Source organism: Brevundimonas vesicularis (assembly GCF_027886425.1).
GTDB classification, from domain to species: Bacteria; Pseudomonadota; Alphaproteobacteria; order Caulobacterales; family Caulobacteraceae; genus Brevundimonas; species Brevundimonas vesicularis_C.
In genome coordinates this window covers 454,921-479,479 of record NZ_CP115671.1, presented here as the reverse complement: position 1 = coordinate 479,479, position 24,559 = coordinate 454,921, and the positions used below count along the sequence as shown (strand labels likewise).

The following is a 24,559-nucleotide window of genomic DNA, read 5'->3' as shown; positions in this document are numbered from 1 at the left end:
ATGAAGCGTCAGATGATGACCGCCGTCGCGGTCTGCGCCCTCGCCTTCGCCGCCGGCTGCGCCAGCACCAGCGAACCCGCCGCCGCAGCCCCGGGCGTCGAACAGACGGCCTCGACGACGCCTGCGCCGGCCGTCAGCGGCATGCGCGGCGACTATCCGATCACCGCCGAGGGCGCGACAGCCTTCATCGCCGACGCCGAAACCAAATGGGCCGAGGTCAGCGAATATGTCGCCCGCATCCAATGGGCGCGCGCCACCAACATCACCTTCGACACGATGTGGCTGGAGTCCAAGGCCAACGCCGAGGCGACCGAGCTTCAGGTCCAGCTGGCCAATCAGGCGGCCAAGTTCAACGACGTCCAGGTCGATCCGGTCGTGCGCCGCAAGCTGAACCTGCTGCGGCTCAGCCTGGTCTTGCCCGCGCCCAATCGTCCCGGCGCAGCCGAGGAATTGGCCCAGATCACGACGCGGCTGGACTCGACCTATTCGACCGGCAAGTTCGATTTCAAGGGCAAGCCGATCACCCTGGACGAAGCCTCGCTGATCCTGGCCGACAGCCGCGATCCCGCCGAGACCAAGGCGCTTTATGAAGGCTGGCGCACCATCTCGCCGGTCATGCGCGACGACTACGCCCGCATGGTCGAGATCGCCAATGAGGGCTCGCGTGAGTTGGGCTTCGCCGACACCGGCGCCCTGTGGCGGTCAGGCTACGACATGCCCGCCGACGATTTCGCCGCCGAGACCGATCGGCTGTGGGCCCAGGTGAAGCCCTTCTACGAGAACCTGCACTGCTATGTGCGCGCCAGGCTGAACGCCAAATACGGCGACGCGGTCCAGCCCGACCACGGCCCGATCCGCGCCGATCTGCTGGGCAATATGTGGTCCCAACAGTGGGGCAACATCTACGACGTCGTCGCCCCGCCCAGCGGCGGCGCCTCCAGCTACGACCTCACCGAACTGCTCAAGGCCGCCGATTACGACGCGACGAAAATGGTCAAGACGGGCGAGCGCTTCTACGTCTCGCTGGGTCTTGATCCGCTGCCTCAGACCTTCTGGGAACGCAGCCAAATCACCCGCCCACGCGACCGCGAAGTCGTCTGTCACGCCTCGGCCTGGGACCTGGACAACGCCGACGACATCCGCATCAAGATGTGCACCAACGTCAACGGCGACGACTTCTACACCGTCCACCACGAGCTGGGTCACAACTACTATCAGCGCGCCTACAAGAACCAGCCGATGCTGTTCCGGAACGGCGCCAACGACGGCTTCCATGAGGCCATCGGCGACTTCGTCGGCCTGTCGGCCCTGACCCCCACCTATCTGAACCAGATCGGCCTGTTGAAGGCCACGCCGGGCGCGGAGGAGGATATTCCCTTCCTGCTCAAGATGGCCTTGGACAAGATCGCCTTCCTGCCGTTCGGCCTGATGGTCGACCGCTGGCGCTGGGACGTCTTCTCGGGCGAGACGGCGCCGGCCGCCTACAATACCGCCTGGACCGCAGATATGCTGCAGTACCAGGGCCTGGTTCCGCCGGGTCCGCGTCCGGCCAACGCCTTCGATCCGGGCGCGAAATACCATGTGCCCGGCAACACGCCCTATACGCGCTACTTCCTGGCGGCGATCTATCAGTTCCAGTTCCAGCGCGCGGCCTGCAAACAGGCCGGCTGGACCGGGCCGCTGCATCGCTGCTCCGTCTATGGCAACAAGGAGGTCGGCGCCCGCTTCAACGCCATGCTGCAGATGGGCCAGTCCCAACCCTGGCAGGAGGCGATGAAGGCCTTCACCGGTGACGACGGCAATGATGCCTCGGCCATCGCCGACTATTTCGCCCCGCTGAACGTCTGGCTCCAGGAACAGAACAGGGGTCACCAGTGCGGATGGAGCGTCGCCTGAGCCGCGGCGGCGTTAACCGTCCCCTTCACAATTCCCTTAACCGCCCGATGGCAGACTGAGCGCTAATCGGGCGGTCCGCGTCCTTTGGGATGGGCATGGTGAAGATTTCCAATCGGATCGGCACAGCGGTGAAGGCTCTGCGCTCGTTCACGTCGCGCCTGTCGTCGGACCGCGGCGGCAATGTCGTGATGATCTTCGCCCTGGTGATGCCGGCGCTGATCATGCTGACCCTGGGCGGCATCGACATCAACCGCGTGACGACGGCGAAGGCCCGCGTTCAGGACGCGCTGGACGCGGCCGCCCTGGCCGCAGCGCGCTCGTCCTACACCGATCCGAAAGACCTGAAGACCGTCGCCCTGGTGGCGCTGAGAGCCAATCTGCGCAACGCGTCCGTGGAGCCGTTCGCCGACGACGCCGTCAAGATCGAGTTGACGAAAGACCAGGTCGTCATCGCCGACATCCAGGTCCAGGTGAAGACCCTGATCGCCAATGTGGTCCTGCCGCCCTACGGTAAGATTCTGGACGACACCCTGCCCGTGAGCGTCCACTCCGAGGTGAATAGATCGTCCAAGGATATCGAGGTTTCGCTGGTGCTCGACATCACCGGCTCGATGGCCAGCAACAATCGGATCGGTGATCTGAAGAACGCCGCAAACCAGCTGATCAAACTGGTCGTTCAGCCGGCCGCGAAACAGACGCCCTACTATTCCCGCATGGCGATTGTGCCCTATTCGATCGGCGTAAATCTAGGTGCTCGCGCTGACGCCGCACGCGGCGCCTCGATCGGATCGACCAGCATCAGCGGCGCCGCATGGGCGGCGGCGGCGGCCAAGTCGATCTCTGGCATCACGCGCGCTTCGCCGGGCGTCGTGACCGCCAACGGCCACGGGCTATCGACCGACGACTACGTCTGGATCAGCGGCGTCGGCGGCATGACCCAGATCAACAACCGCGCCTACAAGGTCGTGCGGATCGACGCCAATCGGGTGTCCCTGCAATATCAGTCGGGCACGAACTGGTATGCGCTGAACACCACTAGCGGCAATGGATACAGCAGCTACAGCTCGGGCGGTCAGATCCGCAAATGCATGCGCTCCGACTGCTTCGTGACCATCTCCTCCACAAATCACGGCTTGTCGAAAGGCGACACGCTTCAGATCGCTGACGTTAAGGGCATGACGGCGCTTAACACGACGAATGATGAAGGCCTTTACGAAGTCCAAGAGAAAATCTCGAACGACGCCTTTGTAATCCCTGTCGGTGGCGCCGCGTTCGCTGATTATTCTGGTGGCGGCTCCGTTCAGTGTGGGCGCGATGGATGCGCCATACGCGTCTTCCGCGACGCTCAGTACAATCGCTTGACCGCCTTTAGTAACACCAGCTGCGTCAGCGAGCGTACGGGTTCACAAGCCTACACCGACGCGGCTCCGAGCACAGCCACGGTGGGTCGCAACTATGCCGCGCCACCCCGCACGACGCCCGTAAAATCCGCGGGTAACCCCTGCCCGGCAGCGACGATCCAGCCGTTGACATCCAATATCAGCACCTTGACCAGCCTAGTAAATGGGCTGTCTGTGACGGGCTCGACATCGGGGCAGATTGGTCTCGCCTGGGGTTGGTATACGGTATCCAACCAGTTCAATGGGCTGTGGTCATCGAACCCCGCAGCGGCCTATGCACCGACCAAGGTTCTGAAGGCGGTGATCTTGATGACGGACGGGGAATTCAACACGCCCTATTGCGGTGGCGTCATCGCGCGCGATGCGGGCTCAGGGTCCGGCAACCTCTTTGACAAGATTGCCTGCGATGCGACGAATGGCGACCCGTTCGATCAGGCCTCAAAACTGTGCACCAGCATGAAGAACAAGAACGTGATCGTTTACACGGTTGGGTTCTCAATTACCCCAGGCAGCGACGCGGCCAAAATTTTGAGCAGTTGCGCCACTGACAAAGACAAGGCCTTCTTGCCGCAGTCGGGCGCGGACCTGTCCAACGACTTCCAGGCCATCGGACGCGACATCACCCGACTACGGATTTCCCGCTGACGGCCTAGAGCAGGCGGATTTCGCGCAGGCGTTCGGTCAGATAATCCTCGGCCAGGATGGTCTTGCCCGCATAGCGATCGGGATTGTCCGGCGTGATGGCGCTGGGCAGGGTCTCGATCGGGAAGTCCGGGTTGAAGTGCAGGAAGAAGGGCGTCGAATAGCGGGCGAAACCGCGACGCTCGGGCGCCGGGTTGACCACGCGGTGGGTCGTAGACGGCAGGACGTGGTTGGTCAGCCGCTGCAGCATGTCGCCGATATTGACGACCAGGGCGCCGGGCGGCGGCGCGATGTCGAGCCAGCTGCCGTCCTTGTCCTTCAGCTGCAGACCAGCCTCTTCGGCGCCGAGCAGCAGGGTGATGACATTGATGTCTTCGTGCGCCCCGGCGCGCACGCCCGGCGCATCTGCCGGAACCGGCGGGTAATGAAGCATGCGCAGGACGCTGTTACCCATCTCCACCTTGTCCGCGAAGAAGTCGTCGCCCAGCCTCAGGTAGCGGGCGATGGCGCGCAGGATCTTGGCGCCCAAAGCATCCAGGTCCTCGAACATGCCATACAGGTGCTCGCGGAAGCCCTCGACTTCGGTCGGCCAGACGTTGTCGCGCATATAGCGGCGATAGGGGTGGCCTTCGGGCAGTTCCCGACCGACGTGCCAGAACTCCTTCAGATCGACCGTCTTGGCGTCCTTGGCCGCCTCGACCCCGAACGGGGTCAGGCCGCGCGCGCCGCCCGTACCGGGCTGATGGTATTGACGCTTCACCTCTTCCGGCATGGCGAAGAAGGCCTTGGCGTCGTCGATGGCCGCGGTGATGCGCGCCTCATCCAGACCATGGTCGGCGACCACAGCGAAGCCATAGCGGGAGAAGGACGCGCCCAGTGCGTCGCTGAACGCCTGAAAATCGGCGTCGTACTGCGTCATCGAAACCGGCTGAATGGCGCGGTTGGTCGTGTTGTCCGTCTGGGTCACGCTCACGGCGTCGTCCTCGATCTGGGGATGTGCGGCGGTTCCCATACGCCCAATCGACGCCTTTGTCAGGGCCATGGCGAGCGCGGACGTGGCGGGCATTCATACGCCGTACAGATTGGAACCTTCACAGTAAGCGCACGTTTCCGCGCCAGATCGCTCAAAAGAAAGGGACCATTCCATGCGCGCCAAGTTTATCGTCGCCAGCGTTTCCATCGCCGCCCTGCTGGGGGCGGCCGCCTGCACCACCACCGACCCCTATCGTTCGGGTCCGGTTCGCAACAACACCGGGACCGGCGCCATCGCCGGTGCGCTGGGCGGCGCGGTTCTCGGCTATCTGACCAATACCTCGAACGGCGAACAGGGCCGCAAGAATGCTCTGATTGGCGCCGGCATTGGCGCGCTGGGCGGCGCCGCCGTCGGCCAATATATGGATCGTCAGCAACGCGCGATGGAAGCCGAACTTTCCGGCTCCGGTGTCGGCGTGGCGCGTCAGGGCGACTTGCTGGTGCTGCGCATGCCGTCGGACGTGACCTTCGCCACGAACCAGTCGTCCATCGATCCTCGATTCCTGCCGGTGCTGGATGATGTCGCCCGCGTGCTGCAACAGTATGACCAGTCGACCGTGGACGTGATCGGCCACACCGACTCGTCGGGCGGCGACGCGATCAATCAGCCTCTGTCGGAGCGCCGCGCCAGCAGCGTCGCCTCTGAACTGGTTCGCCGTGGCGTTCTAGCCCAACGCCTCTACGTCGCCGGCAACAGTTCGCGTAACCCGGTGGCCTCGAACGCCACCGCCGAAGGCAAGGCTCAGAACCGCCGCGTCGAAATCCTGATTCGGCCGTTCACCGGCTGATCGGCGTCAAAATCAGAATGCTTGAGGGCGGCGTCGCGAGGCGTCGCCCTTTTTCTCTGCGTGGACACAGCATGCAGAAGGTCAGATGGCGCAAAGAAAAACGCCGCCTCCTTACGGAAGCGGCGTTCTGTCTTTCGACAACTTCGAAGGGTGAAGCCGATCCGGACGAACCAGATCGGCTCCTGAAAGTCTTAGAAGTTGATGTCGATGGTCGCGCGGCGGTTGAGCGGTTCGCGCACACCGTCGGCGGTCGGCTTGGCCAGGTTGGTTTCGCCCTTGCCGTCGAGGGCGATCACGCCGCCGTTGACGCCTTGAGCGACCAGCGCGTCCGCGACGGTGCGCGAACGACGGTTGGACAGGCCCAGGTTATAGGCAGCCGAACCCGAGGTGTCGGTGTAGCCGACGATCAGGACGCGCGTCGGTGCGCCCGACTTGGCGTAGTTGGCGGCCTGCGTCACCACCGAGCGGGCTTCCGCGGTCAGGTCCGAGCGATCCCAGTCGAAGTACACCACGAACTGGCGAGCGACCGGCTTCTGAGCGACCGGCGGAGGCGGCGGCGGGGGCGGAGGAGGCGGCGGGGGCGGGGGCGGCGGCGGCGGCGGCGGCGGGACGTCTTCCGCACCGAAGCTGTAGCGCAGACCCAGGGTCACGGTGTGCGACTGGTCGTAGTCGCCGTCCCATTCGCCGAACTGCGTGGCGCCCACGCCCGTGCCGGCCGTCGTCGAGGCGAAGTTTGCGTCGCCCGTCAGGTAGCGGTAGGTCAGGTCGATGTTGGCGCGGTCGCCGATGGCCCAGGCCAGACCCGCGATCGCCTGAGCGGCGAACTTGGTCGAGGTGTCGTCGGCGGCGAAGGTGGCCAGACGGTTGGCGCGCAGAGCGCCGATCGTGTTGGTGTCGACGCGGTTCACACCGGCGCCGAGGCCGACGAACGGACGAACGCCCCAGTATTCGAAGCCGAAGTCATAGATGACGTTGGCCATCAGGGTGGCGGATTCGATGTCGCCTTCGGGCGAGGCGCAATCACCGGTCGCCGGGCTCAGATTGCACAGGCCTTGCGTGCCCGAGACGGCACGCACGGTGCCGATGTCGCCCGAGCGGTAGCCGCCTTCCAGTTCAACGCGCCAGTTCGGGTTGAAGCGATATCCGAGGCGAGCGAACGCCGCCCAGCCGTCGTTCACTTCCCAGTTCCAGTTGGCGCCGGTCGTGGACGATTCAGCGTTGATATCGTCGATCATGTGGTAGCCGGCGTCGATGGCGCCGTACCAGCCATTGGGTTCCGCCGACACAGCACCAGCCGACAGGGCCAGGGCGGCCGCTGCGCTGGAGGCCAGCACGAAAGTCTTCATACGCATAGGGGGGTATCCCTCCGCCTCTGTTATAGTAGGGGGCGGGTCTACCGCCTACGCGGGTCTTACCAGCCTTGCTGTATAAGGTCGAGGCGGAAACGTGACGGTATCGATCAGCAAAGGCGATACCGTGGCCTTGATGATACAGATGAATGTGGCGTCCACGCACAGAATAGTTAATCTCTGGCCGTCGATGCGTCACAATCTCCCGCACCGAGACATTCTAACCTATGCGAGTGTAACGGCTCTATCTTTGGATTGACCATCTGCATTCCGAGCCACTCCGCGATCAGCGCCGGCTTGTCGGCCCCGTCGATCTCGACCGTCAGTTCGTGTTTCAGCAACCAGCGTCCGCCGCCCTTGTCGTCTGCCGATAACAGCTTGAAGCGACCGCGAATGCGTGATCCTGCTGGCACTGGCGCCAGGAACCGCAGCTTGTCGAAGCCGTAGTTCACGCCCATCACGACGCCCTCCAACGGCGCCACCGTGTCATAGCTCATGGCCGACGCGAGGCTGAGCGTCAGGAAGCCGTGCGCGATTGTTCCGCCGAACGGCGTGGCCTTGGCCGCCTCCGGATCGACATGGATGAACTGGTGGTCTTCGGTGCAATCGGCGAAGGCGTCGATACGGGCCTGAGTGACGTCGAACCATTTCGACACCCCGACCTCCTGGCCGATCAACGTTTGAAGTTCGCTGGCCTTGGTCATTGTGCGTTTCCTCAGTTCATTTGATGTGAGGTTGGCCGACCCTTGTCACGAAGGAAAGACCCTCAGCCGCCGAAGCGCCCCTCGATGATCTCGGCGTACAGCGTCGGATCGACGTTGCCGCCCGAAAGGACCATGGCCGTCGTCCGTCCTTTCGTCCCGATCTTTCCGGCAAGCAGGGCCGCGAGCGAGACGGCGCCGCCCGGCTCGAGGACGATCTTGAGATGGCGGAACGCGAACCGCATCGCTTCCGCGACCTCGGCATCCGAGACAGTGATCGCCCCCGCCAGCCGTCGGTTGATCGGCCAGGTCAGCACGCCCGGCATCGGCGACATCAGGGCGTCGCAGATCGAGGGCGCGCCCTGTGGATGACCGACCCGCTCCCCGGCCGCCAGCGATCGCGCGGTGTCGTCGAACGCTTCGGGCTCGACCACGAACACCTTCGTCGCCGGACTGCGTTCGGCCATGACCAGATTGATCCCGGCCATCAGCCCGCCGCCGGACGCCCCGCATAGCAACTGGTCGAAGGGCGCATTCGCCTGATCCAGCATTTCCAGCGCCGTCGTCCCCTGGCCCTCGATGATGAAGGGATCATCGAACGGCGGCACGAGGATCGACCCGCGCTCGGCGGCGATGGCCGCGCCGATGGCCTCGCGGCTTTCAGTCCAGCGGTCGTAGAAGCGCACCTCGCCGCCGAAGCCGATCACGCCCTCGACCTTCACCCTGGGCGAGTCCGACGGCATGACGATGATCGCCGGCGCCCCGACCATGGCGGCGGCAGCGGCCACCCCTTGGGCATGGTTCCCAGACGAGAAGGCGACGACGCCGCGCGCCTTCTCCTCGTCGGTCAGTCGGCTGATGCGGTTGTAAGCGCCGCGAAATTTGAAGGCTCCGGCGCGCTGCAGGCTTTCCGCCTTCATCAGAACCCGCCCGCCGACCACCGCGTTCAGAGCCGGGCTTTCGAGCAGGGGCGTGCGGACGGCGGCCCCGTCGATCTGGCGGGCGGCGTCGAGGACGCCTTCATAGCTGGGCAGGTGCGTCTTCATATGCTCCCCTTACCCAAGACGCAGCCGGGAGAGAACCATGAGCCTGATCCTCGCCATCGACCAGGGCACGACCTCGACCCGCGCCATCGCCTTCGAGGTCGCGCCTCAAGCCGCACGAAGCGCGGTAGGCGAAGAAAGAGGGGACCTGAGGCCCGTCGCGGTCAGCCAGATTGAGTTGGCCCAGCATTTCCCGAAATCCGGATGGGTCGAACATGACGCCGCCGAAATCTGGACCGCGACACTCCAGACCTGTCGAGAGGTGGTGCGCAAGGCCGGCGGCGTCGCCCGCTTCGCCGCCATCGGTATCACCAATCAGCGGGAAACGGCCGTGATCTGGGACGCGGCGACCGGCGAGCCGCTGCATCGCGCCATCGTCTGGCAGGATCGCCGCACCGCCGACGTCACCGCCCGCCTGACCGCCCAGGGCCACGAGCCGAGGGTGCAGACCGCGACCGGCTTGATCCTCGATCCCTATTTCTCGGCGACCAAGTTCGCTTGGCTGCTGGATACTGTGCCTGGATCGCGCGAGCGTGCGACGAAGGGCGAGGTCAAGTTGGGCACGATCGACGCCTGGTTGATCTGGAAGCTGACCGGCGGCCGGGTCCACGCCACCGATGCGACCAATGCTTCCCGCACGTCTCTGATGGACCTGAGGACCGTCGAGTGGCGCGAAGACTTGTGCGCCTTGTTCGACATCCCGCGCGAAGCCCTGCCTGACATCGTCCCTTGCGCGGGTGTGATCGGCGAGAGCGATCCGGCGCTGTTCGGCCAACCTCTGCCCATCGCCGGATCGGCGGGGGACCAGCAGGCGGCCCTTGTCGGGCATGGGGCGCTGAAGGCCGGGAACGCCAAGATCACCTATGGCACCGGCGCCTTTCTGGTCGCCAATGTCGGCGCGGAGCCGGTGGCCTCGACGCGGCGGCTGCTGGGCACGCTGGGATACCGGGCCGACGGCCAGACCGCCTATGCGCTGGAGGGGTCGATTTTCTCGGCCGGCTCGGCGATCCAGTGGCTGAGGGACGGGGTTGGCCTGATCTCGGAGTCGCGTCAGTCGGAGGCGATGGCGCAGACCCTCAGGGACAACGGCGGCGTCTATATGGTTCCGGGCTTCACCGGTCTGGGCGCGCCATGGTGGGAGCCGGAAGCGAGAGGGACCATCGTCGGGCTGACACGGGATTCCGGTCCGGCCCATTTCGTGCGCGCCGCGCTGGAGGCCCTGGCCTATCAGACGCGCGACCTGCTCGACGCCCTGGCCGCCGACGGCGCGCCGCCTCTGAAGACGCTGAAGGTGGACGGCGGCGTCACCGCCAACAGTTTCGCCATGCAGTTCGTCGCCGACATCTGCGAGGTGGAGGTGGAGCGTCCGGCCTTCCAGGAAATGACGGCCCTGGGCGCCGCGCGCCTGGCGGCCCTGGGCGTCGGACTGCTACCCGATCTGGAGGCGCGACCCGCTGAAGCGCCCGCCTGCTGGAAACCGCGCATGAAGGCGGACGAGCGCGAGCGTCTGCTTTCCGGCTGGCGTCGGGCCGTGAAGGCCGCCATCATCGCCGCGCCGGACCGGGCGTAAGATCCGGACGGCTCAAGGAAACGACGAGGACCGCCGCATGACCGACGCCGCCCCGCTGGACGCCCAGAGCGCCTTTTCCGGCACGCGCGAGGTCGATCCGCGTTATCGCCTGGACGAGGCGGCGCTGGACGCCTGGATGCGCACCCACGTCTCGGGATACGCCGGCCCGCTGACGGTGCGCCAGTTCAAGGGCGGCCAGTCGAACCCGACCTATGAACTGGTGACGCCCTCGGCCGCCTATGTGCTGCGGCGCAAACCGCCCGGCGTCCTGTTGCCCAGCGCCCACGCCGTCGACCGCGAGTTTCAGATCATCTCGGCTCTGGCCGAGCAGGGCTTCCCCGTCGCCAAGCCTCATGCCCTATGCCTGGACGAAACCGTCATCGGCTCGATCTTCTATGTGATGGACAAGGTCGAGGGTCGGATCTTCTGGGATTTGAAGCTGCCCGGCCTGACGCCCGTGGAGCGGCGCGCCGTATATGAAGCCCAGACGGACACGCTGGCCCGGCTGCACGCCTTCGATCCGGCCGCCATCGGCCTGGGCGACTACGGCAAGGCCGGAAACTATTTCGCGCGTCAGGTCGGCCGCTGGACCAAACAGTATCATGCGTCGGAGACCGAGCCGGTTCCGGCAATGGACCGGCTGATCGCCTTCCTGCCCAACAGCCTCCCGGCTGAAGGCCCGAGCCGCATCGTCCACGGGGACTTTCGTCTCGACAACATGATCCTCGCGCCGGATCGAGCAGAGGTTCGCGCCGTGCTGGATTGGGAGCTGTCGACCCTGGGCGATCCGATGGCCGACTTCTCCTATCTGCTGATCGCCTGGGCCATTCCGGCTTCGCTGCGCAACGGCCTCGCCGGGGCTGATCTGGAGGCCCTGGGCATCCCGTCCGTGGAGGAGACCGTCGAACACTACGCCGCCGCGACAGGCATGCGGCCCGCCAACCTCGACTGGCTCTACGCGTACAACCTGTTCCGCCTGGCCGCGATCTGCCAGGGCATCGCCGGCCGCGTCCGCGACGGCACGGCCGCCAGCGCCCACGCCAGGACCATGGCGGCCCAGGTCGGTCCGCTCAGCGACGCGGCGTGGGCCTTTGCGAAGCAGGCAGGCGCCTAGTCCCTGACGGCGGCGCCCAGGATGCGCTTGTCCGTCTTGCCTTGCACCAGCACCGCCACGGCCTCGCCGGGGCGGGCGGACGGCAGGGCGTAGAGCATCGGGCGGCCGCGCCATTCGCCCAGGCGCGTCACACCGCGCACGACGTTCATGTGCCGCACGGCCTGGCCGCGGTTCTCGCCCTGGCGGACCTCGACCACCTGAGGGCCGGGCGTATAGGTCACCGCCACCACCTCAGCGCCGCCGACCGGCGCGCGGCCGGAACCGACGCCGACGCCGGCTCCGTTCTCGCGGAATTCGATTTCCGGCGGCCAGGCCTGACGCACCGCCTCCTGATCAATGGCGGTTTCAAGCTCGACGCTGCGGGCGCCTGACACCTGACGTCGGCCGTCGATCACGACCTGGGGCGTCGAGACGCCGCGCTGGCGCAGGGCGGCGCGATAGGCGCGCTGGCGCTGAACGAACTCTGGCCGGGCGAAGGTGTCGGTCCAGCCCAGATAATCCCAGTAGTCGACGCCATAGGTCAGGGCGATGACGCCCGGCTGGGCCGCTGCCTTCTCCACCGCCGCATTCGCCTCGATGCAGCCGCCGCAGCCCTGGGCGGTGAACAGTTCGACGACCACCGGCGGGCCGTTGGCCGTCGCATGGCGCGGCGCGAGCGGCGGACGCCCCGCCGCCGGCTGGGCCGCCGAGGCGACGGCTGCAAGGGCGCCCGCCATGACCGTGCCCGCGATGATCCAGCCCTTGGTGTTCATGCCGTCGTTCTTAGCCCTTGGGCTGCAATGGAGCGCCTCATATTCGCGTGAGGCTCTCTCCGCTTCATTCAATCCATCAGTTGTTGCGACAGATAGACATAGTGGCGGGCCCAGCGACGGGCGTTGGCGACCGGGTCGGCGTCGTTGGAGTGGCCGCCGGCCGTGTCCTCATAATAGAGGTGGTCATAGCCCATATCCCCCAGGCGCGCGGCGAACTTGCGCGCATGGCCGGGGTGGACGCGGTCGTCGCGTGTGTTGGTGGTCAGATAGACGCGCGGATAGGGCTGGCCCGGACGGAGCTGCTGATAGGCGGAATATTTCGCGATCCACGCGGCTTCTTCCGAAATGCGCGGGTCGCCGTATTCGCCTATCCACGACGCCCCGGCCGGCAGTTCGTGATAGCGCAGCATGTCCACCAGCGGGCTCTCGATCACCGCCGCATTGAACAGTTCAGGGTGCTGGGTGATCGACACCGAGGTCAGGACCCCGCCGTTCGACCGCCCATAGATGCCCAGGCGACGCGGGCTGGTGATCCCGCGCTGTTCCAGATCGCGCGCTACGGCGGCGAAGTCGTCAAAGGCCTTCTGACGATCGCCGTCCAAGGCCGCCTGGTGCCAGTCGGGGCCGAACTCGCCGCCGCCGCGGATGTTGGCCTGCACGAAGACGCCGCCCCGCTCAAGCCACAGCTTGCCCATCTCGGGCTTGTAGGCCGGGTTGAGACTGACCTGGAAACCGCCATAGCCAAGCATGACGGTCGGGTTGGACCCGTCCAGCTTCATGTCGCGCGGGCGGGTGACGAAATAGGGGATCTTGGTCCCGTCGGTCGAGGTCGCCTCGAACTGTTCGGTCACGTCGCGCGACGCGTCGAACTTGGCTGGCGCTGACTTCAGCGGGGTCAGGGTCGCGGCGCCCGCATCGGCCAGGCTTAGGGTTGGCGGAACGAGGAAGCCCTGGGTCGAGACGAAGACCTCGCCGCGTGCTTTGGACGAGTCGCCCAGACCGACGGCGAGGTTGTGGGGGACGGTGATGTCAGTCGCGCCCCAGAACGAATACTGTCCCTCAGTCCCCGTCCGCTGAAAGCGAACCAGACGTCCCGCAACATTATCCGAAATGGCGGCGATGAGGGTGTTGTCGAGAACCGCCACACTCTGGAGAGATTGACGGGGATTCGGAACGAAAATCCCGACTGGATCGCGTCCGTCCGTCATCGGCGCCGGTGGAACGTTTGTGGGCGACGGAGCAGCGGATAATGCTCTTAAACCGACGATCAGAAGCGCTCCTGGCTTGTAGTCATGTGCGAGCCAACGCCACTGCTCGTCGTTCGAGAATACAAGCTGATCGCCAACTACGCCGAAGACGCTGACGCGGGCTGGCAGATTGAGCTTCGTCGCCTTGCCGTCGTGACCGAGGCTCCACGTCTCCGACCGGAAGGTGTCCAGCGGGCGGGTTATGATGACGGCGGTCACCTTGCCGTCCTTGTCGCGATAGACGGCCGGGCTGACGCCATAGCCGCCGTCGCCCTGTTCGCCGCGATAGACCTCGGTCGCCTGGGCCAGGGTCTGGCCGCGCTTCAGCGTCTTGACGATGAAGGGATAGCCGGACTCCGTCATGGTTCCGGCGCCGAAGTCGGTGGCGACCAGAAGCGTGTCGCGGTCCAGCCATTCGATGCGGTGCTTGCCCTCAGGCAGGTTGAAACCACCATCCACGAAACGCTTGGTGGTCAGGTCGAACTCGCGCACGACCACCGCGTCCTTGCCGCCGTCGGACAGATTAATCAGGCAGCGCGTGTCGTCCGGCGCCAGGCAAACGGCGCCCTTGAACACCCAGTCCTTGCCCTCGGCCCTGGACAGGGCGTCGATGTCCAGCAGCGTCTCCCACTGCGGCGTCGCGGTGCGGTAGCTGGCCAGCGTCGTGCGACGCCAGACGCCCTTGGGATTGGTCGCGTCCTGCCAGAAGTTGCCGATGCCGTCGCCCAGGAAAGACGGGCTGGGGATGCGGTCGGTGGCGGTCAGGATCGCCTGGGCCTCGGCGCGGAAGGTTTCATACCGCGGGTCGCCGGTCAGGACGGTGAGGGACTTTCGGTTCTCCTCGGCGACGAAGGCCATCGCCTCGGCCCCGTCCACCTGCTCCAGCGCCAGATGATCGTCCGCCGCCGCCACGCCCGCCGGGGTCAGATCGCGGGGGAAGTGGGGCGGAGGGCTGTCGTTGGTGGAGACCACCATTTCGTGGCCGCCGGTCGCGACCGGCGTGCTCGCGCAGGCGGCCATCAGAAGCGCCGGAATGGCGGCGGACAGGATCAGGTGACGCATGGCTTCAAAACTTTCCGCTCATCCCCGCGAAAGCGGGGACCCAGACCTTTGGGCGTTCGGCGTCGCCCGTTAGTACTGAATCTGATCCCAGTCGCCGAACCTTACAAAAGAACTGGGTCCCCGCTTTCGCGGGGATGAGCGGATAATAAGGATTATTCCTGCGCCGGCGTGTCCATCAGGCGGCGCGACAGATAGGTGTATTCCAGCGCCAGGCGACGCGCGGTTTCGCGCAGGTTGGCCCCGGCCGCATGGCCGCCATCGACGTTTTCATAGAAAAGCACCGGATAGCCGAGCTCCTCAAGCCGCGCCGCCGCCTTGCGGGCATGGCCTGGATGGACGCGGTCGTCCTTGGTCGAGGTATGAATGAAGACCTCGGGGTAGGGCTGGCCCGCGCGCAGGTTCTGATACGGCGAATATTGCTGAATCCAGGCGCGCTGCTCGGGGATGTCCGGGTTGCCGTATTCGCCGATCCACGAGGCGCCGGCCAGCAGCTTGTGGAAGCGCAGCATGTCGAACAGCGGCACCTGAATGACCGCGGCGTTGATCAGGTCCGGGCGCTGGGTCAACATCGCGCCCATGAACAGCCCGCCTTGCGAGCCGCCCATGATGCCCAGCTTGGGCTGGCTGGTGATGTCGCGGGCGATCAGGTCCAGGGCCACGGCCTGGAAGTCCTCATGCGCGCGCTGGCGGTTCTGTTGCAGGGCCGCCTCGTGCCAGCGCGGTCCGAACTCGCCGCCGCCGCGCGTGTTGGCGATGACGTAAACGCCGCCCCGCTCCAGCCACAGCTTGCCGACCGTCGCCGAATAGCCGGGCAGCAGCGAGCTTTCGAACCCGCCGTAGCCGTACAGCAGCGTGGGGTTGGAGCCGTCCAGCGGCATGTCCGCCTTATGCACCACGAAATAGGGGATCATTGTCCCGTCGGCCGAACGGGCCTCGTGCTGATCGACCGTCATGCCGGTCGCGTCGAACTTGGCCGGCATCGACTTGACCTGATCGACCGCGCCGGTCGCCGCATCGGCCAGCCACAGGCTGGACGGGTTCAGATAGCCGGTGACGCTGACGAAGACCTTGTCATCCTTCTCCGAGGCGGAGCCGACGCCGACCGAAACGTTCTGCGGCAGGTCCAGCGTCGTGTGCGCCCATTCGCCCCGACCGGGGGTGTAGACCCGCACCGAGCCGCGCACATTGTCATACAGGGCGACGACCAGTCGGTTGCGCGTGACGTTGACGCCCTCGATGGCCTGACGCTCGGTCGGCCGCAGCACCAGCTGGGCCGGGGTCGCCTGATCGGCCAGCCAGGCCTCCAGCGGCCAGGCGATCAGGTCGCCGGTCTTGAAGTCCTGGCCCGACGGCGCGGTCCAGTCCTGTTTCAGCGACACCAGAAGCTGGCCCTGGACCAGGCCGGTGATGTCGGACTTGGCCGGCAGTTGCAGTTGGGTCAGAGCGCCGTCGTCGCCGACGCGCCAGGTCTCGGACGAATAGAAATCCACCGAACGGTTGATCAGGGTCGCCTTCACCACCCCGTCGGCGTCGCGCAGCGTATAGCCGGACACCGAGACGTCGGTCGGCTGGCCGGTGAACAGGGTCTCGGCCTGGTCCGGCGTCTGGCCGCGCGTCATCCGCTTGACCACCATCGGATAGCCGGAATCGGTCAGGGTGCCGGGACCGAAGTCCCGCGAGATCAGCAGGGTGTCCTTGTCGATCCAGGCCGCGCCGCCCTTGGATTCCGGCAGGACGATGCCGCCCTCGACGAACTTGCGCTCGACGCTGTCGAACTCACGCAGCGTCACCGCATCCTTGCCGCCGTTCGACAGGCTGAGCAGGCAGTAGCGTTCCTCGGGCGCCAGGCAGGTCGCGCCCTTGTAAACCCAATTCTGGCCCTCGGCCGCCGCCAGGGCGTCGATGTCCAGGATGGTCTGCCATTCCGGCGTCGCGGTGCGATAGCTGTCCAGCGTCGTGCGACGCCAGATGCCGCGCACGTGCTGAGCGTCCTGCCAGAAGTTGTCGATATGGCCGTCGTGGGTGAAGCCGGGCGAAGGGATGCGGTCCTGGGCCTGGACGATCTCCAGCGCCTGTTGATGCAGCATCTCGTAGCGCGGATCGCCCTGAAGCACGGCGAAGGTGTGGGCGTTCTGGGCCTTGACCCATTCCATCGCCCGCTCGCCCTCGACCTCTTCCAGCCACAGATAGGGGTCGGTCGCGTCGCTGGTGGCGAAACCGCCAGACGCAGGGGCAGGTGAAGCGGCAGGGGTCTGGGCCATGGATACCGAGGTCAGGCTGGTGGAGGCGAGAAGCGTCGCAAGCGCGACGGCGGAAGCACGGATCATGGACAGGTCCCCGAAAACGAAGCCGGCACCTTAACGACGCCTTCCCGTGCGGCAAGCCGTGCGACCTTACCGTTTTGTCACACCGACGGACCTAACGCCTCATCCTTCGTCGGGAATACAGAGCAGCTTGCCGCACGCCTTGCAGTGGACGGCGTCGGGATCGTGGTTCTGCAGGCCGCAGCGGTCGCAGGGGAAATGCACCTTGTGCGGTCGGATCAGGGCCTGGGCCAGGCGCAGGAACAGGGTGATGCCGACCAGCATGACGGCGATGGACAACAAGCGCCCCCACGGCCCCGGCAGGGTGACGTCGCCGAACCCGGTCGTCGTCAGGGTCGCCACCGTGAAATACAGCGCATCCACATAGCCGGAGATGCCGTCGTGCCCCCTGAAGGTCGCATAGACGAAGCCGGTCGCCACGAAGACGAAGGTGATCAGATTGGCCAGGGCGCGAGCGATCCCCTCCACCCGCGTATCATCGAACCGCGCCCCCACGGTGCGCCAGAAGAAGTCCGAGTTCAGCAGGGTCCACAGCCGCAGCATTCGCAGGAAGCCGAGGTTGAACAGCCAGGCCGGAAACAGCAGGGTCGCCAGAACGAACAGGTCGACCCAGACGATCGGACGCTTCAGCCAGTCCTTGATGTTCGCGTAGGCATAGGCCCGCGCGGCCAGATCCAGAGCCAGAATGGCGGCGATGAAATAGTCCAGCGCATAGAAGGCCCAGCCCATGTTCTTCAGGATGGGCGCTGCAAGGAAAAAGCCGATGATCGCCAGGTCGATCACGATGACGGTCAACCGAAACTTCACCGCCGCTGGCTGGCTGCCGTGATACAGATATCGCAGCCGGGCCCGCAGGCGCAGGCCGTCGTCCTTGGGGTCGGTTTCGGTCTGGGACACGCTGGTTTCCGGGACGCTGGGTTCGGCCTATATGGCCTGCATGACCCGTCCTTTCGTCAAGATGAACGGCGCCGGCAATGATTTCGTCGTCGTCAATGCGCTGGAACAGCCGTTCGCTCCGAATGAAGACCAGATTCGTACTCTGGGCGACCGGCAGACGGGCGAGGGGTTCGACCAGCTGATCGCCATCGAACCGTCAGACACGGCCGACGCCTTCATGCGGGTCTGGAACGCCGATGGATCGATGGTGGAGACCTGCGGCAACGCCCTGCGCTGCGTCGGCTGGCTGTTGATGCAGGCGAACGCCTCGGACCGCGTGGTGATCGACACGGCGGGCGGCCCGACCACCGCCACCCGCGCGGGCGATCACCGTGTGACCGTCGACATGGGCAAGCCTCGCTTGGACTGGACCCAGGTGCCGCTGGCCGAGGAGATGGATACGCGCGGGATCGAGCTTCAGGTCGGGCCCATCGACGCCCCGATCCTGCATACGCCCGGCACCGTCTCGATGGGCAATCCGCATGTGGTCTTCTTCACCGACCGCCAGGACGACGGCTTCGTCACCGGATCCGGCTCGCTGGTCGAGCATCACCCGCTGTTCCCGCAAGGGGTCAATGTCGGCTTCGCCAATGTGCTGGACCGAGACCACATCCGCCTGCGGGTCTGGGAGCGTGGGGCCGGACTGACCAAGGCCTGCGGCACCGGCGCCTGCGCCGCCCTGGTCGCCACGGCGCGGAGGGGCCTGACCGACCGCAAGGCCACGGTGGTCGTCGATGGCGGCGAACTGGTCATCGACTGGGATGCGCAGACCGATCATGTCCTGATGACCGGGCCGGTCGAGATCGAGCGGACGGGCGTGCTGGCGATCTGACGAGGTTGACGCTAACGCGCAGGTCAAGCTCGGGGCCGATTGCTCAGGCTTCCTCCGCGTCAAGGGTTGGCGCGGCCCCTCCCAAGCTCTAGGACACGAACGGTTACAGCCACGCCGACGCCCTGGACGACCGATGCCCGATCAGACCGAAAAACAGACCTTCTCCGACGAAGAAGCGCTGGACTTCCACCGCATCCCCACGCCGGGCAAGATTTCCATGGCGCCGACCAAGCCGATGGCGACCCAGCGCGACCTGTCGCTGGCCTATTCGCCGGGCGTGGCCGTGCCGGTCCTGGCCATCGCCGCCGATGCGGACAAGGCCTACGACTACACCTCAAAGGGCAATCTTGTCGCCGTGATCTCGAACGGCACCGCCATCCTGGGTCTGGGCAACCTGGGCCACATGGCCTCCAAGCCGGTGATGGAGGGCAAGTCGGTCCTGTTCAAACGGTTCGCCGACGTCGACAGCTTCGACGTGGAGGTGAAGACGACCGACCCGGACGAGTTCATCACCGTCGTCAAGAACATCGGCGACACCTGGGGCGGCATCAATCTGGAAGACATCAAGTCCCCCGAATGCTTCGTCATCGAAAGCGAGCTTCAGGACCTGCTGGATATCCCCGTCTTCCATGACGACCAGCACGGCACGGCCATCATCTCGACCGCCGGCCTGATCAATGCTGTCCACATCGCCGGCAAGAAGCTGGACGAGATTAAGGTCGTGCTGGCCGGCGCCGGGGCGGCGGGCCTGTCCTCCATCGCCCTGATGAAGGCGGCGGGCGTCAAGGCCGAGAACACCGTGATCTGCGACCGCGACGGCGTCGTCTACAAGGGGCGCGACCACGGCATGGACCAGTGGAAGGCCGCCCACGCGACCGACACGCCCCTGCGCACCCTGGCCGAGGCCATGGTCGGCGCCGACGTGGTGCTGGGCCTGTCCGCCAAGGGCGCGATCACCAAGGAGATGGTGGCGTCGATGGCGCCCAATCCGATCATCTTCGCCATGGCCAACCCGGATCCCGAGATCACGCCCGAAGACGTCAAGTCCGTGCGTTCGGACGCCATCATCGCCACGGGCCGCTCGGACTATGTGAACCAGGTCAACAACGTCCTGGCCTTCCCCTATCTGTTCCGGGGCGCGCTGGACGTGCGCGCGCGCCGCGTGAACCACGAGATGAAGATCGCCTGCGCCCAGGCCCTGGCCGCACTGGCGCGCGAAGACGTGCCGGACGAGGTCGCCGCCGCCTATCGCGGGCGCAAGCTGAAGTTCGGGCCGGACTACATCATCCCGACGCCGTTCGACCCCAGACTGATCTGGTACATCCCGCCCTTCATCGCCCAGGCGGCGATGGACACCGGCGTGGCCCGCGTCCAGATCGAGGATATGGACGCCTATCGCCACGCGCTGCGTTCGCGCGTCGATCCGTCCGCCGCCCTGATGCAGAAGATCAGCTCGGCCGTACGCGGCGGGCCGAACAAGCGCGTCGTCTTCGCCGAGGGCGAGGAACCGGCCGTCATCCGCGCCGCCTGGGGCTTCAAACAGGCCGACCTGGGCACGCCGATCCTGGTCGGACGCGAGGATCTGATCCGTCAGAACGCCGCCGAGGCCGGTCTGAACTTCGACGAGCTGGGCATCGAGATCACCAACGCCCGCGTCTCCGACCACAATGTCGAGGACACCGACTGGCTTTACGAAAAGCTGCAGCGCCGGGGCTATCTGCGCCGAGACGTCCAGCGGATGATCAATCAGGACCGCAACTATTTCGCCGCCACCCTGGTCGCCAAGGGCCGGGCCGACGCCATGGTCGCGGGCGTGACCCGCAACTTCAACATGGCGCTGAAGGAGGTCCAGCGCGTGCTGGACGTGGACGACACCCTGATCGGCCTGTCGATCCTGCTGGCCAAGGGCCGCACCCTGTTCGTCGCCGACACCACCATTCATGAACTGCCCAACGCCGAGGAGTTGGCCGACATCGCGGTCAAGGCGGCCGATACGGTCAGGAAGCTGGGTCGCAATCCGCGCGTGGCCTTCCTGTCCTATTCCACCTTCGGAAACCCGCCCGGCGACCGCGCCGAGAAGGTGCGCGAGGCGATCCGCATCCTGGACAAGAAGGGCGTCGATTTCGAATACGAGGGCGAAATGCCGCCGGAAGTCGCGCTGGATCCCAAGGGGCATTCGGCCTACGCCTTCAACCGCCTGACCAAGCCGGCCAACGTCCTAGTCATGCCCGCCATCCATTCCGCCGCCATCTCGACCAAGCTGGTTCAGGCCCTGGGCGGCGCGACCGTGATCGGACCGTTGCTGGTCGGTCTGGAGAAGCCGGTGCAGATCGTCAGCTTGGGCGCCTCGGTCAGCGAGATCATCACCGCCGCCACCTTCGCCGCCTATGACGCCGGTCCCGCCTTCCAGGGCTCGGGCCTGACCTCGGCGCCGCGCCCCCCCGCGGCCGTGGTCGAGCGTTGAGCGAACCTTCGCCCTTTCCACCCGCCGCCCCGCCGCCCCGGCGGGTGGAGCCGGGCCTCTATCTGGTCGCCACCCCGATCGGGAATCTGCGCGACATGACGCTGAGGGCGCTGGACGTGCTGGCCGCCGCCGATCTGGTGCTGGCCGAGGACACCCGCGTCACCGCCAAACTGCTGAGCGCCTATGGACTGAAGGCCAGGCTGGAACGCTGCGACGACCATGCGTCCGGCCGCGCCGCCGAACAGGCGATCGAACGGCTGCGTGAGGGTCAGGTGGTGGCCCTGGTTTCGGATGCGGGCACGCCTCTGGTCAGCGACCCCGGCTTCGTCGTCGCCCGCGCGGTGATCGCCGAGGGCCTGCCCGTCCATCCGATCCCCGGCGCCTCAAGTCTGTTGGCCGCCCTCTGCATCGCCGGCTTGCCGGCCGACCGGGTGCTGTTCGCCGGCTTCCTGCCGCCCAAGACGGCAGGCCGCACCGCCGCGCTGGAAGGCTTGAAGAGCCAGCGCCAGACGCTGGTCTTCTTCGAAAGCGGGCCGCGCCTGAAGGACAGTTTGACCGACATGGCCGCCGTGCTGGGTCCGCGCCCCGCCGCCGTCGCCCGCGAGCTGACCAAACTCTATGAAGAGTGCGTGCGCGGGACGCTGAACGACTTGGCCGTCGATCCTCGCCTGGACAGTCCCAAGGGCGAGATCGTCGTGGTGGTCGGCCCCGGCGAAGAAATCCAGGCGACCGAAGCCGACGCGGACGCCGCCCTGATCGACGCGCTCCGGACCCTGTCCACCGGCGACGCTGCCTCCGAGGTGGCCAAGGCCCTGGGGCTGAACCGAAAGACCCTGTATCGCCGGGCGCTGGAGCTGAAGGGCAAGTGAAGCGCCTGTCTCGCCCCGCGCCGGTCCGTCGCCCCAAGGCGGCGTGGCGTCAGGCGAAGGGCGGGGCGGCGTTCAAGTCCGGTCACGCCGCCGAATGGATCGCGGCCTTCTGGCTCATCCTGCGCGGCTATCGCGTGCTGGGGTTCCGTCTGAAGAGCCGGGCCGGCGAGATCGATCTGCTGGTCTGTCGCGGTCGGGTGTTGGCGGTCGTCGAGGTCAAACGCCGCGCGACGATGGAGGCGGCCCTCCTGGCGCTGAAGCCGGTCCAATACGATCGACTGATCGCGGCGGGCGAGGCGATCCGGCGCAATCGGCCAGGCCTGCAACGTCTGGAATTGAGAATTGATATGGTGGCGCTGGCTCCTTGGCGCGTTCCACGTCATCTTCGCGGCGTCGAAAGGCGCTGACGAGGGGATCGCATGACGCGCGAGGAGGCCGAGGCCGTCCTGACCGCCGCCGGTCAGGCCGAAGACGACGCCTTCCCCCTGCTGGAGGCGGCGATCGCCTGCGCCATCCATGACCATCCGTTGCGTGATCCCGAGCCTGTACGCGCGCTGGCCCGCAACGCCTGCGAGCGGCTGAAGGAGCGGATCGGCGGCGAAGGCCCTGACGAGGCCCTGGCCGAAACCCTGTGCGCCGACCTGCGGCTGAACGGCGACCTGATCCATTACGACCATCCCGACAACACCGACATCATCGCGGTCGCCGAGCGGCGGCGCGGCCTGTCCGCCGTGCTGGCGGTCTTCTATCTGCACGCGGCGCGCGCGGCCGGCATCACGGCGGCCGGCGTCGATTTTCCCGGCCATTTCATGGTTCGCGTCGAGACGCCCGAAGGTCCCGTCGCCCTGGACCCATTCAGCCAGGGGCGGCTGATCCTGCCCAGCGAACTGACCCGGCGCGCGCTTCGCGCCGGTCTGATGCCGCACGTCGCGGATCGGCTGGATCTTCTGATGGCGCCGGTGACCGATCGTCAGTCGCTGATCCGGCTGCAGAATGTGCTGTTCAGCCGCGCTATTCGAGGTCGGGACTATGAAGGCGCCGAGCGGTCGGCCCTGCGGCGCGCCCTGCTGGATCCCGAGGACCACCGACCGTGGCTCGACGTCGCCTCGGCGCGCGAAAAACAGGGCGCTCTGGCCGGCTCGTTGCAAGCCTTGGCGCACGCCCAGGGTCTGGACGGCGTCGAAGAGGCGCGGCGGTTCACGACCTTCGAACGCGTGCGGATGCAGTTGAACTAGACGACGGCCTCGCCACGCAGCAGGCGAGGCAAGTCGCCTGTCGCGCCGCCCGCCTCCTGCATGAAGGCGCGGCGCAGAGGGCCGATGCGGTTGACCGCCGCCATGCCCAAATCGCGCGCCAGACGCACCGGCGCGATGTCGTTCGAGAACAGGCGTACGAAGGCGTCGAAACCCGCCGCCAGGGCCGCATTGTCAAACCGGCGCCATCGCGCATAGCGCTCCAGAACGGTTTCCGACCCGATGTCCTCGCCCAGGCGCGCGGCCTCGGCCAGCACCTCGGCCAGAGCCGCCGCATCCTTCAGCCCCATGTTCAGACCCTGACCGGCGACGGGGTGAACACCGTGCGCCGCATCCCCGATCAGGGCGATGCGCGGCGCGATCAGTTTTTCCGCCAGGCTGAGCGACAGCGGATAGACGAAGCGCGGACCCTCGACCGTCGCGCCATCAAGAAACTCCCCAAACCGCCGCATCAGATGGGCGTGGAAGGCGTCGTCCGAGGCGTCGCGCAGCGCCTCGCCCCGTCGCGTCGTCTCGGTCCAGACTAGGCTGGCGCGCTGATCCGTCAGAGGCAGTATGGCGAAGGGGCCGCTGGGTAGGAAATATTCGTGCGCGACATTGCCGTGGTCGCGACCCAGCCGCACCGTCGCAACCACGCCGCTCTGGCCATAGCCCCAGCCGACGGTCTCGATCCCGGCCGCGCGGCGCACGGCCGAGCCTCGCCCCTCGGCGCCGACGACCAGGGGCGCGATCAGGGTCGATCCATCGGCCAGAGTCACGGTCGCCTTGCCCGCATCCGTCTCGACGCTGGCGACAGAAGCTGGGGCTCGCACCGCGATCCCCGCGCGCGTCACCGCCTCGGCCAGGGCCGCGCGGATGCGGCGGTTCTCGACCATATAGCCCAGCGGCTCGCCGCCGGTGCGGCCGCCGATCTCATCGGCGTCGAAGCGCAGGAAGGCGGGCGAGGCGGACCGACTGGCCGCGCCCGGCCGACGCCCGTCCGTCACCAGAATATGATCCATCCGACAGGCGTGGGGACGCAGGGTTTCGCCCAAGCCCAGCGCGTCCAGCATGCGGAAGGTCGAAAAGGCCACGGCGGTCGAACGGCCGTCGAAGGTCGGCGCCAACTGGGCGCTGAACGGCTGCGGATCGACCATCACGACCTTCAACCCGCCTTGCGCCGCCGCCAGGGCGAAGGCCGCCCCGGTCAGCCCCGCGCCGGCGATGACGATGTCGTAGCGTTCGGTATCAGCCATGGAAGGCTTGTCGCGCCGTCGCGGCCAAAGGTCCAGAGGACGGTTTGTCC

General features: G+C 66.5%; 19 protein-coding genes. 10 read left to right on the top strand and 9 right to left on the bottom strand.

Translation table 11 applies throughout. The features are described from left to right. Together PFY01_RS02295 and PFY01_RS02290 are read left to right on the top strand one after the other, a co-directional pair. Positions 1–1,896, top strand: a complete 1,896-nt coding sequence (locus PFY01_RS02295) for a M2 family metallopeptidase (RefSeq protein ID WP_271042252.1) — start codon at positions 1–3, stop codon at positions 1,894–1,896. Positions 1,897–1,991: 95 nt separating this feature from the next. Beyond that, positions 1,992–3,941, top strand: a complete 1,950-nt coding sequence (locus tag PFY01_RS02290; RefSeq protein WP_271042251.1) for a TadE/TadG family type IV pilus assembly protein — start codon at positions 1,992–1,994, stop codon at positions 3,939–3,941. A gap of 4 nt (positions 3,942–3,945) precedes the next feature. Here PFY01_RS02290 and PFY01_RS02285 read toward each other — a convergent pair whose 3' ends face one another. Further along, on the bottom strand, positions 3,946–4,857 hold the full coding sequence (locus PFY01_RS02285; RefSeq protein ID WP_271043012.1) for an isopenicillin N synthase family dioxygenase: 912 nt from the start codon (positions 4,855–4,857) through the stop codon (positions 3,946–3,948). Between the two features lie 226 nt (positions 4,858–5,083). On the opposite strand from PFY01_RS02285, the gene PFY01_RS02280 reads away from it, so the two are divergent. Further along, positions 5,084–5,758: an OmpA family protein gene (locus PFY01_RS02280; RefSeq protein WP_045811096.1), complete on the top strand. Its 675-nt coding sequence runs from the start codon at positions 5,084–5,086 to the stop codon at positions 5,756–5,758. 191 nt (positions 5,759–5,949) lie between these two features. Here the strand turns inward: PFY01_RS02280 and PFY01_RS02275 are convergent, their stop codons facing one another. The 3 genes from PFY01_RS02275 to PFY01_RS02265 all read right to left on the bottom strand — a co-directional run bounded on the left by PFY01_RS02275 (position 5,950) and on the right by PFY01_RS02265 (position 8,854). Further along, positions 5,950–7,104: an outer membrane beta-barrel protein gene (locus PFY01_RS02275; protein ID WP_271043011.1), complete on the bottom strand. Its 1,155-nt coding sequence runs from the start codon at positions 7,102–7,104 to the stop codon at positions 5,950–5,952. A 176-nt stretch (positions 7,105–7,280) separates the two neighbouring features. Continuing rightward, positions 7,281–7,811 (bottom strand): MaoC family dehydratase, encoded by a 531-nt coding sequence (locus PFY01_RS02270; protein ID WP_271042250.1) that lies wholly within the window; start codon positions 7,809–7,811, stop codon positions 7,281–7,283. 62 nt (positions 7,812–7,873) lie between these two features. Next, complete coding sequence (locus PFY01_RS02265; RefSeq protein WP_271042249.1) at positions 7,874–8,854, bottom strand: threonine ammonia-lyase; 981 nt, start codon at positions 8,852–8,854, stop codon at positions 7,874–7,876. Between the two features lie 37 nt (positions 8,855–8,891). Between PFY01_RS02265 and glpK the strand changes: the two genes are divergently transcribed. Both glpK and PFY01_RS02255 read left to right on the top strand, forming a co-directional pair. Beyond that, positions 8,892–10,421: a glycerol kinase GlpK gene (glpK, locus tag PFY01_RS02260; RefSeq protein ID WP_271042248.1), complete on the top strand. Its 1,530-nt coding sequence runs from the start codon at positions 8,892–8,894 to the stop codon at positions 10,419–10,421. Positions 10,422–10,458: 37 nt separating this feature from the next. Beyond that, positions 10,459–11,535, top strand: coding sequence for a phosphotransferase (locus PFY01_RS02255; RefSeq protein WP_271042247.1), 1,077 nt, complete (start codon positions 10,459–10,461; stop codon positions 11,533–11,535). Here the strand turns inward: PFY01_RS02255 and PFY01_RS02250 are convergent. From PFY01_RS02250 to PFY01_RS02235, 4 genes are all read right to left on the bottom strand, one after another. Further along, complete coding sequence (locus tag PFY01_RS02250; RefSeq protein WP_271042246.1) at positions 11,532–12,287, bottom strand: DUF1223 domain-containing protein; 756 nt, start codon at positions 12,285–12,287, stop codon at positions 11,532–11,534. The two genes, PFY01_RS02255 and PFY01_RS02250, sit on opposite strands and share 4 nt — an antisense overlap. A 68-nt stretch (positions 12,288–12,355) precedes the next feature. Continuing rightward, the gene (locus PFY01_RS02245) at positions 12,356–14,596 is read right to left on the bottom strand and encodes a prolyl oligopeptidase family serine peptidase (RefSeq protein WP_271042245.1); all 2,241 of its coding nucleotides are present in this window, start codon (positions 14,594–14,596) and stop codon (positions 12,356–12,358) included. A gap of 152 nt (positions 14,597–14,748) precedes the next feature. Further along, positions 14,749–16,923 (bottom strand): prolyl oligopeptidase family serine peptidase, encoded by a 2,175-nt coding sequence (locus tag PFY01_RS02240; protein ID WP_271042244.1) that lies wholly within the window; start codon positions 16,921–16,923, stop codon positions 14,749–14,751. Positions 16,924–17,022: 99 nt separating this feature from the next. Next, positions 17,023–17,817, bottom strand: coding sequence for a potassium channel family protein (locus tag PFY01_RS02235; RefSeq protein WP_271042243.1), 795 nt, complete (start codon positions 17,815–17,817; stop codon positions 17,023–17,025). Between the two features lie 40 nt (positions 17,818–17,857). Between PFY01_RS02235 and dapF the strand changes: the two genes are divergently transcribed. From dapF to PFY01_RS02210, 5 genes are all read left to right on the top strand, one after another. After that, on the top strand, positions 17,858–18,688 hold the full coding sequence (dapF, locus tag PFY01_RS02230; protein WP_271042242.1) for a diaminopimelate epimerase: 831 nt from the start codon (positions 17,858–17,860) through the stop codon (positions 18,686–18,688). 133 nt (positions 18,689–18,821) lie between these two features. Continuing rightward, positions 18,822–21,152, top strand: coding sequence for an NADP-dependent malic enzyme (locus PFY01_RS02225; RefSeq protein ID WP_271042241.1), 2,331 nt, complete (start codon positions 18,822–18,824; stop codon positions 21,150–21,152). Then, positions 21,149–22,021 (top strand): 16S rRNA (cytidine(1402)-2'-O)-methyltransferase, encoded by an 873-nt coding sequence (gene rsmI / locus PFY01_RS02220; RefSeq protein WP_271042240.1) that lies wholly within the window; start codon positions 21,149–21,151, stop codon positions 22,019–22,021. Before PFY01_RS02225 ends, rsmI begins: the two co-directional genes overlap by 4 nt. Before the next feature lie 5 nt (positions 22,022–22,026). Then, complete coding sequence (locus PFY01_RS02215; RefSeq protein WP_055755150.1) at positions 22,027–22,428, top strand: YraN family protein; 402 nt, start codon at positions 22,027–22,029, stop codon at positions 22,426–22,428. Positions 22,429–22,440: 12 nt separating this feature from the next. Next, on the top strand, positions 22,441–23,256 hold the full coding sequence (locus PFY01_RS02210; protein WP_271042239.1) for a transglutaminase family protein: 816 nt from the start codon (positions 22,441–22,443) through the stop codon (positions 23,254–23,256). Here the strand turns inward: PFY01_RS02210 and PFY01_RS02205 are convergent. Beyond that, a complete protein-coding gene (locus PFY01_RS02205; RefSeq protein WP_271042238.1) occupies positions 23,253–24,509 on the bottom strand; it encodes a UbiH/UbiF/VisC/COQ6 family ubiquinone biosynthesis hydroxylase in 1,257 nt (418 codons plus the stop codon). The genes PFY01_RS02210 and PFY01_RS02205 overlap by 4 nt on opposite strands. Positions 24,510–24,559 lie beyond the last annotated feature (50 nt).

Excerpts from the sequence above, each read along its gene's own strand:
- PFY01_RS02255 (WP_271042247.1), top strand. The coding sequence starts at position 10,459 with ATGACCGACGCCGCCCCGCTGGACGCCCAGAGCGCCTTTTCCGGCACG.
- PFY01_RS02245 (WP_271042245.1), bottom strand. The coding sequence starts at position 14,596 with ATGCGTCACCTGATCCTGTCCGCCGCCATTCCGGCGCTTCTGATGGCC.
- PFY01_RS02290 (WP_271042251.1), top strand. The coding sequence starts at position 1,992 with ATGGTGAAGATTTCCAATCGGATCGGCACAGCGGTGAAGGCTCTGCGC.
- PFY01_RS02240 (WP_271042244.1), bottom strand. The coding sequence starts at position 16,923 with ATGATCCGTGCTTCCGCCGTCGCGCTTGCGACGCTTCTCGCCTCCACC.
- PFY01_RS02205 (WP_271042238.1), bottom strand. The coding sequence starts at position 24,509 with ATGGCTGATACCGAACGCTACGACATCGTCATCGCCGGCGCGGGGCTG.
- PFY01_RS02295 (WP_271042252.1), top strand. The coding sequence starts at position 1 with ATGAAGCGTCAGATGATGACCGCCGTCGCGGTCTGCGCCCTCGCCTTC.
- PFY01_RS02280 (WP_045811096.1), top strand. The coding sequence starts at position 5,084 with ATGCGCGCCAAGTTTATCGTCGCCAGCGTTTCCATCGCCGCCCTGCTG.
- dapF (WP_271042242.1), top strand. The coding sequence starts at position 17,858 with ATGACCCGTCCTTTCGTCAAGATGAACGGCGCCGGCAATGATTTCGTC.
- PFY01_RS02250 (WP_271042246.1), bottom strand. The coding sequence starts at position 12,287 with ATGAACACCAAGGGCTGGATCATCGCGGGCACGGTCATGGCGGGCGCC.
- PFY01_RS02285 (WP_271043012.1), bottom strand. The coding sequence starts at position 4,857 with ATGACGCAGTACGACGCCGATTTTCAGGCGTTCAGCGACGCACTGGGC.
- PFY01_RS02275 (WP_271043011.1), bottom strand. The coding sequence starts at position 7,104 with ATGAAGACTTTCGTGCTGGCCTCCAGCGCAGCGGCCGCCCTGGCCCTG.
- PFY01_RS02225 (WP_271042241.1), top strand. The coding sequence starts at position 18,822 with ATGCCCGATCAGACCGAAAAACAGACCTTCTCCGACGAAGAAGCGCTG.
- PFY01_RS02265 (WP_271042249.1), bottom strand. The coding sequence starts at position 8,854 with ATGAAGACGCACCTGCCCAGCTATGAAGGCGTCCTCGACGCCGCCCGC.
- PFY01_RS02210 (WP_271042239.1), top strand. The coding sequence starts at position 22,441 with ATGACGCGCGAGGAGGCCGAGGCCGTCCTGACCGCCGCCGGTCAGGCC.
- glpK (WP_271042248.1), top strand. The coding sequence starts at position 8,892 with ATGAGCCTGATCCTCGCCATCGACCAGGGCACGACCTCGACCCGCGCC.
- PFY01_RS02270 (WP_271042250.1), bottom strand. The coding sequence starts at position 7,811 with ATGACCAAGGCCAGCGAACTTCAAACGTTGATCGGCCAGGAGGTCGGG.